Origin of the sequence: Pseudomarimonas arenosa (assembly GCF_014841215.1) — a bacterium.
GTDB classification, from domain to species: Bacteria; Pseudomonadota; Gammaproteobacteria; order Xanthomonadales; family Xanthomonadaceae; genus Pseudomarimonas; species Pseudomarimonas arenosa.
On the sequence record NZ_JACYTR010000025.1, the window covers coordinates 1 to 12268 of the forward strand.

A 12268-nucleotide genomic window follows, 5' to 3' on the forward strand; every position below is an offset into this window, starting at 1 on the left:
CGGCCGAATGAGGGCCGTGCCAGCGCCGAAAGATCGCGAACACTCTGTTATCTCAACACCATCGGTCGAAACTCTCGCCCCGCTTGGAATCGCCGGATCTTTCGGCGCGACCTCATGAAATATTCGGGTTAGCCCTGCCGGATATAGATCGCGACGCGGTCGCGATCGCCCACTTGGACTTCCGCCGCACAATCGCAGCAGGATTGGGGTGAGCTGCAACTGTAGCTAACGCGCCAGACGGGTCGCTCATCGATGCACACGAAGCGTACAGCGAGCAGCCTGCGGCCGGTCAGAGGCACGGAAAGATCGGTCAGCTTGGCCCGAGCGATCTCCACAGCTGCTTCGGGTCGCAGCTGTGGAGATACTCGGCAGGTCTGCTCAAGCGTTTGGGAGTGCGAAGCCGAGGCCGGCAGCCACGCCAGGGCGATACTGAGCAGGGAACTACAAGGCTTCCGAGGCAAAGTCCGCCAATCGCGAGCGTTCGCCACGCCGCAGGGTGATATGCGCGGAGTGATTCCAGTGCTTGAAGCGGTCGACCGCATAGGTCAGCCCCGAGGTGGTCTCAGTGAGATAGGGGGTGTCGATCTGCTCGACATTGCCGAGGCAGATCATCTTTGTGCCTGGGCCGGCGCGGGTCAGCAGTGTCTTCAGCTGCTTGGGAGTCAGGTTCTGCGCTTCGTCGATGATCACCCAGCGATTGAGGAAGGTTCGACCACGCATGAAGTTCATCGCCCGGATCTTGATCCGCGAGGCGAGCAGGTCATTGGTGGCCTGACGGCCCCAGCTGCCGCCTTCCTGGGTGTGGGTGAGCACCTCCAGGTTGTCGGTCAGCGCGCCCATCCACGGCGTCATCTTTTCCTCTTCGGTGCCCGGCAGGAAGCCGATGTCTTCACCGACCGACACCGTCGCGCGAGTCATGATGATCTCGCGATAGCGTTGCTGATCCATGGTCTGCGCCAAACCAGCGGCCAGGGCCAGCAAGGTCTTGCCAGTGCCGGCAGTGCCAAGCAGGGTGACGAAATCGATCTCTGGGTCGAGCAGGGCATTGATGGCGAAGTTCTGCTCGCGATTGCGTGCCGTAACACCCCAAACCGCGTGTTGATTGTGGCGGAAGTCGTCGATGATCTGCAGAACCACCCGATCGCCCTCGATCTTCAAGACACGCAGTTCAATCTCATCGTCGCCTTCGAAGTAGAGAAACTGATTGGGGTACCAATCCTCATCCTTGCGACGTTTCAGTTCGTAGAAGGTGTGCCCGCGTTCGGTCCAGGAGCGCAGATCCGCTTCGTGCAGGTCCCAGAACTCGCTGCTTAGTTGTTTGCTGCCGGTGTATAGCAGGCTGAAGTCGTCCAGCGCCCGATCATTTTCATAATCCTCCGCGGGCACATTGCAGATCGATGCCTTGATACGCAGATTGATGTCTTTCGACACCAGCACCACTTCAACGCCATCGACAGCTTCGCGCAGCGCCAGGATTGCGCCCAGGATCTGGTTGTCCGGCATCACCGTGCCAAAGCGTTGTCCAGAGGCGACAGGCTGGGTCTGGAACAGCAGTCGACCCTTGGACTCGCGGGCGCTGAGCTGCAGGCTCTGCGGGCGAGTGAGGCTCAACCCATCTTCGATTTTTCCGTCGCCATTGTTCTCGATCAGCTCGTCGATAAAGCGGCTGACCTGGCGGGCATTGCGGCTAGTTTCAGAATGGCCTTTCTTGGCAGCGTCAAGTTCTTCCAACACCATCATGGGCAGAAAGACGTCGTGCTCCTCAAAGCGAAACAGAGCGGTGGGGTCATGCATCAACACGTTGGTGTCGAGCACATAGATACGCTTGCTCCGGCTCATCATGCGTGGTTGATCTCCATTTCGCGCAGGGCGGGATGCCGCCGGGCGACGGGCTCGGCGGGGCTTGGGGGAAGCGGTTTGGGGGCTCACTTCTGGGCGGCTTCGAGCGCGGCCAGCACGGCTTCGGCGTGCTGCTTAACTTTGACTTTGCGCCAGACGGTGTGAATCTTGCCGCCGGGTGCGATCAGGAACGTGCTGCGCTCGATGCCCAGGTACTTGCGCCCGTAGAGGGATTTTTCCTGAATCACCCCGAAGGCATCGCACAGTTCGGAGTCGGGGTCAGAGATCAGGTCGTGGGCCAGCTCTTGCTTGCTGCAGAAATTGCTGTGCGACTTCTGCGAGTCGCGCGATGCGCCAAGTACCGTTGCTCCCAAAGCCTTGAACTTGTCGAGCAGGGCGGAGAATTCCCGGTTTTCGGTGGTGCAGCCCGGCGTGCTGTCCTTCGGATAAAAGAACAGTACCCACCACTGGTCCTTGAATTGACTGAGCGGTACGCCGCGGCCGTCCTGCAGGGTGACTTTCAGTTTTGGAACTTTGTCGCCGGTTTGGAGCATGAGCGCCTCAGAACTTCATCGGGTCCATGATGGCATCTAAGTTCAGGTGATCGCAAAACTCAAGAAAATCATCGCGCAGGGCGGCGATATGGGTGTTGGAAGGAATGCCGACGGTTATCTGTGCTGAGAACATGTCGGCACCTGTCTGCATCGCTCGGTAGCGGGTGCTGTGCAAGTTCTCGATGGTGATGCCCTGGCGATCGAAGAAGTCGGCCAGCTGAAACAGGATGCCAGGCTTGTCCGCCGCCACGACTTCAACAATGTAGGGCAAGAGATTGCTTTGTAAGGGCTTCGGTCCGGTGCGGTAATAGAACAGCCGCATGCCTTCTTCGCGATCGAGCCGGCTTAGTGAAGACTCCAGTTTGGCAATGGCATCCCAGGAGCCGAGCGCCAGCGCGATTACCGAGACATCGCGACCTACTGTCGACAGCCGTGCATCCACCAGATTGCAGCCCGCTTCCGTAATCCGCCGCGACACCGATAGCAGGGGCGACTCCGGATGGGTGGTGAAGGCATTGATCAGCAGGTAGTTTTCGTTGGTGTTCGGGCGGGCGGAAGAAGCGGCCAAGTGATGAATCCCGGTTGCAGCGTGTGGTTTCAGGGCAGCGCTCGCACAACTCAGGATATGAGATCATGGCGCACCTGCCGGGCAGGATACTTGCCGCTGTTGGCGAGCCGCAAGTAACATCGCCGGCTGACTTCGCAAGGGCTCGCCGCGTGCAGCTTCAAGGCAGTATCACCGCGCTCGTAACTCCGTTTTCGGTTGACGGGAGCATCGACTTCCCGGCGTTTGCCCGGTTGATCGCCTATCAGTTGGCCGGCGGCACTCAGGGCGTGGTGGTCGCCGGTTCCACGGGCGAGGCTGCGGCGCTGACTCTCGCCGAGTATCAAGCCTTGATTCGCTTTGCAGTGGAGCAGGTGGGCGGTCGTATCCCGGTGTTGGCAGGAACTGGCCAGTCGGCCACGCGAGCCACCATTGAGCAGACCCGTCGCGCCAAGGAAGCCGGAGCCGAATTCGCCCTGGTGGTCACGCCGCCGTATGTGCGTCCCACCGGGCCCGGTCTGCTGGCGCATTACCGGGCGGTGGTCGAAGAGGGTGGGCTGCCCGTGGTGCTGTACAACGTGCCGGGGCGCACCGGCTGCGATATGACCCCCGAGGTGGTTGCCGAATTGGCCGGCTTATCGGGTATCGTCGGCATCAAGGAGGCGAAAGCCGATCCGCTTCGTATTGAACAGCTGCTGCGGGTCGCCAGCGATGACTTCGTGGTGCTCAGTGGAGATGATCCAACGGCATTTGAGGCCTTCGGTCAGGGTGCACACGGGGTGATTTCGGTGGCATCCAATGCTGCTCCTGCGAGCATGCGCAAGCTCTGGGAGGTGGGCCGCAACCGCGAATCGCTTGGCCCCGATGCCGGGCTTCAGGCGCTGTTCGACTTCCTTGCGGTGGAATCCAACCCCATCCCGATCAAGGCGCTGTTGGCGGCTGTCGGACTGATCAACGATGGCCTGCGCCTGCCCTTGCTGCCGCTTTCCAGCGGCCCGCGGGCACGACTGGAAGAAATGAGGGCCTGGGTTGCCAGCGTTGAGCCGGCCCTCAGTAGTTTAGGGAAGGTCTGAACAAGTCCATTCTGGATTTTTCAGATGCGCCGAGTTCGGCATAGGTCCGAACTCGGCTTGCGCTGATCAACAACTTACGTTGTTGATCGCGGCGGTGCATCCTCGCACCGCGGGAATCTCTGAACTTGTTCAGAGATTCCTTGGTGAAGTATTGGGTCAAGAACACGGAGCAGGAGTTCAAGAATGAAGAATGTGAGTCGAGTAGCGTTGCGTGCGGGTGCCTTGCTGTCTGCCCTGGCCTTGGTGACGGGGTGCAGCTGGCTGCGCGCCGATACCGGCTACGAGCGCAGCCCGGAGTCGCGTCCGCTGGAGGTGCCGCCTGAACTCGATGCGCCCTCGCAGTCGGCGGTGATGCAGGTCCCAGAGCCGGTGGCGGCAGCGCCGGCAGCAGGTAGCAATGCGGCCTTCGCCATCGATGACACGGTGGACAACGCGTATCGACGCATCGGCGTGTCGCTGGCCCGCATCGAGGGTGTGGAGGTTCTGCAAAAGGCCGATGCGCTGAGCGCCTACAACGTTCGCTACCAGGGCGAGGAATTCCTGGTGCGGGTCACGGCCACCGGTAATCGGGTGCAGGTGCAGGCGGTGCAGGGCGACGGCACGGTGGTCGGCTCGGCCGCGGCTGGTGACCTGCTGACCAAGCTGCGTTCGCGTCTGGGCTGATCATCGCTCGGCGCTTGGCAGGCTGCTGAGACTCATTTCAGCCGCCTGATATCGTGCGCCAAGGATGGCGCGCTCGGAAAGCAAACACGCAAGTGTTTGATTTCCTGCAAAGGTGGCGCGGCGACTCAGCAGCCTGCTGGGCCACAAGTCGGAGCTTGCTGTTCCGCTGTGGCCTCGGGGCCGGGTTCAAGGGCGCCGATCGGCGCGCGCAGGTCGTGCCTGCGCGTCGGCGCTTGCGAGGTTGGTTTCGCTGTTCTGCGCGATCAGCGCTGCAGCAAGGGCAGTTTGTTGGGTTTGCCGTCCCACTCGGCGGCGTCGGCAGGCGCTTCGCCACGGGTGGTGATCACTGGCCATTGCTTGGACAGCTCGGCATTCAGGGCGACAAAGTTTTCCTGCCCGGCGGGCACATCGTCTTCCGGGAAGATCGCGTTGGCTGGGCATTCCGGCTCGCACAGCGTGCAATCGATACACTCATCCGGGTCGATCACCAGGAAGTTCGGGCCTTCGTGAAAGCAATCGACCGGACAGACTTCCACGCAGTCGGTGTATTTGCACTTGATGCAGTTCTCGGTGACGACGAAGGGCATCGGCGCGTTCCCCGTAAAGACTCGACAGACTCGGGGCCGAGGGCCCGCTTTCGGCCCTTGGCCAGCGAAAACCTCAGCAACTAATGGCGCTCCCTAGGGGGTTCGAACCCCTGTTCCCGCCGTGAGAGGGCGGTGTCCTAGGCCGCTAGACGAAGGGAGCGACGTTGATCTGCGCAAAGCAGAACCGCTAGGATAGCGGGCTCGATACTGACGCGCAACGCTCACTTTCACTTTGCTGCGCTGCAAATCCGGCCAGGCTGCTTGCCGCTTGCGCGCCCACTTCTTCAGGTGCCACCAGCTCATGTTGCGGATCATTCCGCGCGAAGATCACCCGATCTCGCGCAAACAGATCAGTCCCAACGCCCTTCGCGTGCTCTATCGGCTACGCGACGCCGGCTTCCAGGGCTTCTTGGTCGGTGGTGCTGTGCGCGATCTGTTGGTCGGCATCCAGCCCAAAGACTTCGACGTCGCCACCGACGCCACGCCCGATCAGGTGCGGCAGTTGTTCCGCAATTGCCGCTTGATCGGCAGGCGCTTCCGACTGGCCCACGTGGTGTATGGGCCAGAAATCATCGAAGTGGCCACGTTCCGCGCAGCCGATGCCGAGGATCACGAAGATCGCAGTGTCGAAGGCGGAAGGATCCTGCGCGACAACGTCTGGGGCAGCATCGAAGACGATGCGGTGCGGCGCGACTTCGGTGCCAATGCCCTGTACTACAACATCGAAGACTTCTCGGTGCGTGACTACGTCGGCGGCTTCGAAGACATCGAGAAGCGTCAGCTGCGCCTGATCGGCGATGCCGAAACCCGCTACCGCGAAGATCCCGTGCGCATGCTGCGGGCGGTGCGGCTGAACTCAAAACTCGGTTTCCATCTGCACCCGGATACCGAGGCGCCGATCGCCAAACTTGGCCACCTGATCGAGACGGCCTCCAATGCGCGGCTGTTCGATGAGACCTTGAAGATGTTCATGGCCGGACATGGCGCCGCCTGCTTTGCCGAGCTGCATCGCTTGGGATTGGTGTCCTCACTGTTCCCCGACCTCGGCAAGGCGCTGGACGTCGATGTCAGTGGTCGCTGCCGGCGGATGATCGATGCTGCCCTGGTCAATACCGATCGTCGTGTCGCCGAAGAGTTGCCGGTGACCCCGGCCTATCTGTACGCCGTGCTGCTCTGGCCAGTCTATGCCGATGGTGTAAACGCCATGCTAAGTGCCGGTCATCCGATGGCGGTCGCGGAGCAACGTTCGGCAGACCGGGCCATCTTGCGGCAATGCAAGCGTGTGGCGATACCGCGTCGCTTCACCCAGGCCGTGGAAGAAATCTGGATGATGCAGAGCCGCTTGAACACACGGCTTCGCAAGAAGGTGCTGCGCATTCTCTCTCACCCGCGCTTTCGTGCCGCCTTCGACTTTCTTGAGCTGCGCGCCACCGTGGTGCCGGAGCTGACTGAAGAATTGACCTTCTGGCGGGAGATTCAGCAGGGCGAGCCGGAAGCAGTGCTGGCCCGACATCCGGCCGCTCCCAGCGAGCGCCCGAGCAAGCCGCGTCGGCGCCGTCGGCGGCGCAGTGGCGCCGCAGACGGCGGCGAATGAATCCTGCGCCGCTGTGTTACATCGGTCTGGGCAGTAATCTTGATCAGCCCATCGAGCGTGTCCGAGAAGCGGCCGTACGTCTGGCGGCGCTGCCCGAGGTAGAGCAGTTCCAATTGTCGCCGCTGTACCGCTCAGCGCCCTGGGGCAAGCTCGATCAGCCCGATTTCATCAATGCGGTCGCGGTGCTTCGAACGTCGTTGCCTCCGGTGCAGCTGCTGTTGCAGCTGCTGTCGGTCGAGCGGCAAATGGGCCGTGAACGCGGCGCCGAGCGATGGGGGCCAAGGCGCATCGATCTTGATCTCCTGCATGTCGAAGGCGTGTGTCTTCGTACTGATCCTGCCGATTCACCTGCGCTGGAGTTGCCGCACCCGCGGATCGGCGAGCGTGCCTTCGTATTGCGGCCCTGGTGCGACCTGACGGAGGATCTCGATCTGCCCGGCTTGGGGTCATTGCGGCAGCTGGCCAATCAGGTGGATTGCTCTAGCCTGAGTCAGCTATAAGCGAGCAGGATATAAGCTAGCAACTGCGGCGATCGCGGCAAGAGCCGCCTTGGCTCCGCGACCGTGCTGCAACCATCGTGCCCGGCCTCTTGTACAGATGTTCGGTTGCGTTCCGTCCACCCCATCATCAGTGCAATGAGATGATCACGCCGAATCGCTCGCCATGAATCATTCCACTCCGGCGCCGTCGCTGCGCAAGATCACCGTGCCCTCGCTACGGCAATTCAAACGACAGGGCGACAAGATCAGCATGCTGACCTGCTACGACGCCGCGTTCGCCGACAGCCTCGATCGTGCTGGTGTCGACATCATTCTGGTCGGCGACTCGCTGGGTATGGTCGTGCAAGGGCGGGCCGACACTCTGGCTGTCAGCGTGTCCGACATGGTTTACCATGCAGCCGCCGTCAGGCGCGGTACCACCCGCCCGCTGTTGCTGGTCGATATGCCATTCCAGAGTTACGCAAACGAACAGCGCGCACTGGATGCGGCGCACCGCCTGGTCGCCGAAGGCGGCGCCGAGATGGTCAAACTTGAAGGTGCCGGCCCGGTGTTGGATGCGATTACCTATCTTGCGCAGCGTGAAATTCCGGTGTGCGGGCACCTTGGGCTGACGCCGCAGTCGGTCAATCGACTGGGTGGCTTCAAAGTGCAGGGCAAGGAGCAGTCCGCGGCGGAACGTCTGGTTGAGGACGCCAAGCGGGTGCAGCAGGCCGGGGCGGAACTGCTGGTTCTGGAATGCGTGCCCGCCGGACTGGCCAAGCGCATCACCAGCGAACTCGATATCCCGACCATCGGTATCGGCGCGGGCAGTGAATGCGATGGCCAGGTGCTGGTGTTGCACGACCTGCTGGGCGTGACGCCTGGCAATCGACCGCGGTTCGTGAAGGATTTTCTCGCCGAAGGCGGCTCGGTGCAGGGCGCGGTGCGCGCCTTTGTCGAAGCGGTGCGTGATGGCGCATTCCCCGCGGCCGAACACAGCTATTGAGGCTGGACGAACGCGGTAGAACCAGGAAGGAAACGCGAGAAATGGAAATCGTCGAGCAACTTGAAGCGCTGCGCGCACAGGTGCAGGACTGGCGTGCCGCGGGCGCGCGGATTGGCTTCGTGCCGACCATGGGCAACCTGCACCAGGGCCACCTCAGTCTGATCGAACAGGCCCGCGCGCGCGCCGATCGCGTGGTATGCAGCATCTTTGTCAATCCAACCCAGTTTGGGCCCAGCGAGGATTTCCAGCGCTACCCGCGCACGCCCGAACAGGATGCCGAACTGCTCCGCAATGCCGGTTGCGACCTGTTGTTCTTGCCCCCGGTCGAGGTGATGTATCCGCTCGGCGTCGAGCGTGCGTTGCGGATCGAAGTGCCGGGGCTGTCAAACGTGCTGTGTGGTGCGCACCGGCCCGGCCACTTTGCCGGCGTCGCCACCGTGGTATGCCGCCTGTTCAATATGGTCCAGGCCGATCTGGCGGTGTTCGGGCGTAAGGATTATCAGCAACTGGCCCTGATCGAGCGCATGGTGGCCGATCTATCGATTCCGGTTGAAATTGTAGGTGCGCCTACCGGCCGTGAAGCCGACGGCCTGGCGATGAGCTCACGCAATCAGTATCTGGACGCGGAGCAACGCGGGCGAGCCCCGGTTCTGTACCGCACCCTGTGCGCCGCGCTGAAGTCCTTGCAGGCAGGGCAGGCGCCAGCCGAGATTGAAGCCCGCGCAACGCGCTATCTGCAGGGGCAGGGGTTTGAGGTCGATTACGTGGTCCTACGCGATGCGCATGATCTGGAGAGCATACCCGCTGGGCCTGCCGAGGGGCGACACTGGATCTGTCTGCTGGCCGCTCGCCTCGGTAAGACCCGTCTGATCGACAACGTCGCCATGGCTGACCTGCCCGCCGATGCACGGGCCTTGGAAGCTTTGGAACCCCGCTGAATCAATGCTTTATAGTCAATGTGGTTTTGTTGCAACAGCCCTGTTGCTTTTTTGCCAAGGCTTGAGCTAATCTAACCCTGCCTCACGGATGCCATCGCGCGCAGCGCGACCCCTGGGGCAGCAGGGCGCAATCTTTGGTAATCGTCACTCCGATTCATCCCCGATCACTGATCGGGGTTTTTTTTGCCCGATCGTCACCCGTTTCGTTGCCTGCGCGCCACAGTCGCCTCTGTAGCCAGTCCAGCTTGCAAAGCGCGATTCAAGCCGGCAAGTCTCGAGCCGCGCCACTTTCCGCGGGCCCGACCGAGTACCGCTGTCATCTCGGTGCGAGCCTGGGTTCAGCCGAATTCGCAGAACTGCAGGTAGGTTCGTCGTGCTCTGCGATCACAGCAGTCCCAAATCCCGCCGAATCCCGTCCAGCATCTCGCTGCTCGGGCCGGTGAACGCTGAATGAGCCCTATGGTGCTCAAACTGCTGCAACAGCGCCTCGACCTTGGCCCGTCCTGCTGCCGTGCGCACAGCCTCGCGTGGGCTCTGCCCGTTGAGGGCAGGTAGCGCATCGCCCGGCCAGCGTGCGTAGTGACGACACAACAGCTGGGTCAGGGCTTCCTGAGCTTCGGGGTCGAGATCGTTCAGCGAATCGATCGGCGAGTCATCCAGACCATCATCCAGGTCTTGATCCATGTCGTTGGCCAGCTCGGTGTCGAGGTAGACGGCCGTGCCGCCCAAAGCGCGCCCGATCTCGGCCTGGATTTCGCCGGCGCGGCGATCGGAGTTGACCTCGGCTCTCAGCTCCTGGCACGCCAGCCAGACCGTGGCGGTGATAATCGTTTTGTCGCTTTCCGGTCGCTGCAATGGCGGTCGACTGATCGATAGCATGCCGCTGATCAGGCTTCCCTCATCATCGTACTTTGCCTCTCTCGGCTCATCGCCGTCTGCACAATCCGGGTCGAGGTGCTTGAGCGCATCGAACGCAGCCTGGGCGGAGGGTACTTGATACACCAGAACTTGCACCGATAGTGGGTCGCCATCCGTGTTCTTTAGCTCCGGCAGTGATGGATCCAGGCGTTGTGCGCTCCAGTCCAGGTAGGCTTCGCGCAGTTCGTAGTCCCACTCGAGCAGATCCTGCCGATTCAGTGGCGACTGATCTCCATCGTGCTGCTTCGCAGCCAGCATGCATTCGCGCAAGTCAATCAGCGGAATGGTGTCCTTCGGCTGCATCACCAGGCCGCCGCTGCCTTCCAGCAAACAGACGCCCGCCACACTCACCACGGAGGCGAAGATGACATCGCCGGGGGTAAGCGCCCTTGAGGCAGTCTCTTCTCGTACTTCGAACGCTTCATGGGTGAGCACATCGATCAACTGCAAGCGCTGCCCAGGCGTGCAGTGCGTTACCGCGTAGAAGCTAAATGGCGAGTTAAGGGCGGCCTCGACGTACTCGGCCAGCATGGGGTCGAGGTCACGAGCGCGGCGCTGCAGAAAAGCCCGCGCAGGAGGCACCTCGTGCAGACTCTCATCCTGAACGGAGGTTTCCTCGGCCTCGGGCTCAAAGTGGTAGTAGAACCAGGACATGAAACAGGCCATGTCGTGATGATCGAGATCTGGTAGTAGCTCGTCCTCATCGTAGAGCGCAAACTGCTCCCAAGCATCTATCAGCGACCCATCGCCATAGGCCGACTGGGTGAATCGGCTCAACTTCGGTTTGAACTCACCCAGCAAGCGCCGCAGCCGGCGCCAGGTCTCCTCTGCCGGCGCCAGCGCGGTTTGCTGCTGCAGGCAGCACTGCTTGTACTTGCGTCCGCTGCCGCAAGGGCAGGGGTCGTTTCGGCCGATCTTCATGTTCAGGTCCTGCTTGAAACAGGCGGTCATCTTAATGTGCCTGGAGCAAGGTCTGTGCGTGACAGTTGGCTTCCACATCAAACGCTGGCTGATCTCAGGGGCGGCTCTCAGACTTGGCATTGCGCTCAAGACAGGTCTCGCCTACGCCGTGCGGCCAGTTGCGCGCCTGGCATGAATTCTAAGGCGGCGAATCGGCCGCGGTGTCGGTGCTGGAACACCGCACAGATTCGATAGCGCAGGTCATCGATAGTTTCGTAACGATAGGGCTGCGAAGTGACCGGATCGAACACGCGCAGGCGTGAGCCTGCCGGTTCGCTCAGTACATCCAGATCAGCCGGCAGCTTGCGATGGAGCTGGTAGAAGATCGCTGATCTCCTTAACGATGCGTTGGAGATCGGCCGCCCGCCGCTCATCCAAGCGCATCTCGCGCTGTGCGGCCGGCGTTCCCATCACGATGACGGCGGCCAGCACCGCGGCCATCACCAAGACTGCGGCGCCGACCAACAACCAACGCCCCAAGCCATTCGGCGACGCCGTGCTCAGGCGCGGCGCCGTCGATGGAATGGGCCGCGACCGAGTCCGTGCTCGCGTCAACGGGGCGAAGTTGACTGACTCGGCCGCGCTTGGTGTAGGGCTGTATGCAGTCATCGACATATCCCGAAAATATGTCGATAAGTGTCTTGCCAATCGACATATCCCTGCCTAATGTCGAGGCCATAAGCCCTTCCATGGGCCTCGGAACCAACTTGCAGCGCATATATGACAGTCCTTCGCGGATTGTCTGCTTGACGATGCCCTGCACGTACTGACGGGCTTTGCGCGCCAGGTCGGGGGATGTACCCCCGAATATCACCCATCCAGGTCGGGATGCAATGGGATGGGGTAGGGCGCCCAGAAACAAAAAACCCGCGGCAATGCGCGGGTTCTTGCAGACTGGTCGGACTTCAGAGCGCCGGGTTGGCGGTCTGGCCTGCGGCTTACTGCTGCCGCGGCGCTGGCCGATTCGTCTTCGACCTTGGTGCCCAGGAGAGGACTCGAACCTCCACGGTTTTACCCGCTAGTACCTGAAACTAGTGCGTCTACCAATTCCGCCACCTGGGCAGGTGTTCGGGTCGCCTGCGCTTGCGCGCCAGCGAGCCGCGAACAATACGG

At 61.7% G+C, this 12268-nt stretch carries 12 protein-coding genes and 2 tRNA genes; 6 read left to right on the forward strand and 8 right to left on the reverse strand.

Annotated elements, in window-relative coordinates; translation table 11 throughout:
• Positions 1-441 precede the first annotated feature (441 nt).
• From IFO71_RS12315 to IFO71_RS12325, 3 genes are all read right to left on the reverse strand, one after another.
• On the reverse strand, positions 442-1839 hold the full coding sequence (locus IFO71_RS12315) for a PhoH family protein (protein ID WP_192029992.1): 1398 nt from the start codon (positions 1837-1839) through the stop codon (positions 442-444).
• 86 nt (positions 1840-1925) lie between these two features.
• On the reverse strand, positions 1926-2393 hold the full coding sequence (locus IFO71_RS12320; protein ID WP_192029944.1) for a peroxiredoxin: 468 nt from the start codon (positions 2391-2393) through the stop codon (positions 1926-1928).
• A 7-nt stretch (positions 2394-2400) separates the two neighbouring features.
• Positions 2401-2970: a glycine cleavage system transcriptional repressor gene (locus IFO71_RS12325; RefSeq protein ID WP_425502893.1), complete on the reverse strand. Its 570-nt coding sequence runs from the start codon at positions 2968-2970 to the stop codon at positions 2401-2403.
• A gap of 140 nt (positions 2971-3110) precedes the next feature.
• Here IFO71_RS12325 and dapA point away from each other — a divergent pair, with 140 nt between their 5' ends.
• Entirely contained in the window at positions 3111-4010 is a 900-nt protein-coding gene (gene dapA / locus IFO71_RS12330; protein ID WP_192029945.1) for a 4-hydroxy-tetrahydrodipicolinate synthase, read from the forward strand.
• A gap of 183 nt (positions 4011-4193) precedes the next feature.
• Positions 4194-4673 (forward strand): hypothetical protein, encoded by a 480-nt coding sequence (locus tag IFO71_RS12335; RefSeq protein ID WP_192029946.1) that lies wholly within the window; start codon positions 4194-4196, stop codon positions 4671-4673.
• A gap of 263 nt (positions 4674-4936) precedes the next feature.
• Here the strand turns inward: IFO71_RS12335 and fdxA are convergent, their stop codons facing one another.
• Positions 4937-5260, reverse strand: a complete 324-nt coding sequence (gene fdxA / locus IFO71_RS12340) for a ferredoxin FdxA (protein WP_192029947.1) — start codon at positions 5258-5260, stop codon at positions 4937-4939.
• An 84-nt stretch (positions 5261-5344) separates the two neighbouring features.
• Positions 5345-5420, reverse strand: a tRNA-Glu gene (locus IFO71_RS12345).
• 141 nt (positions 5421-5561) lie between these two features.
• Here IFO71_RS12345 and pcnB point away from each other — a divergent pair.
• The 4 genes from pcnB (at position 5562) to panC (ending at position 9277) form a co-directional block, all read left to right on the forward strand.
• Positions 5562-6854 carry a polynucleotide adenylyltransferase PcnB gene (pcnB, locus tag IFO71_RS12350; RefSeq protein WP_192029948.1) on the forward strand — a complete coding sequence of 431 codons (1293 nt, stop codon included), beginning with the start codon at positions 5562-5564 and terminating at the stop codon, positions 6852-6854.
• Positions 6851-7354 (forward strand): 2-amino-4-hydroxy-6-hydroxymethyldihydropteridine diphosphokinase, encoded by a 504-nt coding sequence (folK, locus tag IFO71_RS12355; protein WP_192029949.1) that lies wholly within the window; start codon positions 6851-6853, stop codon positions 7352-7354. Before pcnB ends, folK begins: the two co-directional genes overlap by 4 nt.
• Before the next feature lie 163 nt (positions 7355-7517).
• Positions 7518-8339, forward strand: coding sequence for a 3-methyl-2-oxobutanoate hydroxymethyltransferase (gene panB / locus IFO71_RS12360; RefSeq protein WP_192029950.1), 822 nt, complete (start codon positions 7518-7520; stop codon positions 8337-8339).
• Positions 8340-8380: 41 nt separating this feature from the next.
• Positions 8381-9277, forward strand: coding sequence for a pantoate--beta-alanine ligase (gene panC, locus IFO71_RS12365; RefSeq protein WP_192029951.1), 897 nt, complete (start codon positions 8381-8383; stop codon positions 9275-9277).
• A 384-nt stretch (positions 9278-9661) separates the two neighbouring features.
• Here panC and IFO71_RS12370 read toward each other — a convergent pair whose 3' ends face one another.
• The 3 genes from IFO71_RS12370 to IFO71_RS12380 all read right to left on the reverse strand — a co-directional run bounded on the left by IFO71_RS12370 (position 9662) and on the right by IFO71_RS12380 (position 12217).
• Positions 9662-11116, reverse strand: a complete 1455-nt coding sequence (locus IFO71_RS12370) for an SEC-C metal-binding domain-containing protein (protein WP_225444601.1) — start codon at positions 11114-11116, stop codon at positions 9662-9664.
• Positions 11117-11446: 330 nt separating this feature from the next.
• Complete coding sequence (locus IFO71_RS12375) at positions 11447-11764, reverse strand: hypothetical protein (protein WP_192029953.1); 318 nt, start codon at positions 11762-11764, stop codon at positions 11447-11449.
• 368 nt (positions 11765-12132) lie between these two features.
• Positions 12133-12217, reverse strand: a tRNA-Leu gene (locus IFO71_RS12380).
• Positions 12218-12268 lie beyond the last annotated feature (51 nt).

What these genes read in the sequence shown, in the direction of transcription:
- IFO71_RS12370 (WP_225444601.1), bottom strand. Translation starts at nt 11,116, where the DNA reads ATGAAGATCGGCCGAAACGACCCCTGCCCTTGCGGCAGCGGACGCAAG.
- IFO71_RS12320 (WP_192029944.1), bottom strand. Translation starts at nt 2,393, where the DNA reads ATGCTCCAAACCGGCGACAAAGTTCCAAAACTGAAAGTCACCCTGCAG.
- IFO71_RS12335 (WP_192029946.1), top strand. Translation starts at nt 4,194, where the DNA reads ATGAAGAATGTGAGTCGAGTAGCGTTGCGTGCGGGTGCCTTGCTGTCT.
- IFO71_RS12315 (WP_192029992.1), bottom strand. Translation starts at nt 1,839, where the DNA reads ATGAGCCGGAGCAAGCGTATCTATGTGCTCGACACCAACGTGTTGATG.
- fdxA (WP_192029947.1), bottom strand. Translation starts at nt 5,260, where the DNA reads ATGCCCTTCGTCGTCACCGAGAACTGCATCAAGTGCAAATACACCGAC.
- IFO71_RS12375 (WP_192029953.1), bottom strand. Translation starts at nt 11,764, where the DNA reads ATGACTGCATACAGCCCTACACCAAGCGCGGCCGAGTCAGTCAACTTC.
- pcnB (WP_192029948.1), top strand. Translation starts at nt 5,562, where the DNA reads ATGTTGCGGATCATTCCGCGCGAAGATCACCCGATCTCGCGCAAACAG.
- folK (WP_192029949.1), top strand. Translation starts at nt 6,851, where the DNA reads ATGAATCCTGCGCCGCTGTGTTACATCGGTCTGGGCAGTAATCTTGAT.
- panC (WP_192029951.1), top strand. Translation starts at nt 8,381, where the DNA reads ATGGAAATCGTCGAGCAACTTGAAGCGCTGCGCGCACAGGTGCAGGAC.
- panB (WP_192029950.1), top strand. Translation starts at nt 7,518, where the DNA reads ATGAATCATTCCACTCCGGCGCCGTCGCTGCGCAAGATCACCGTGCCC.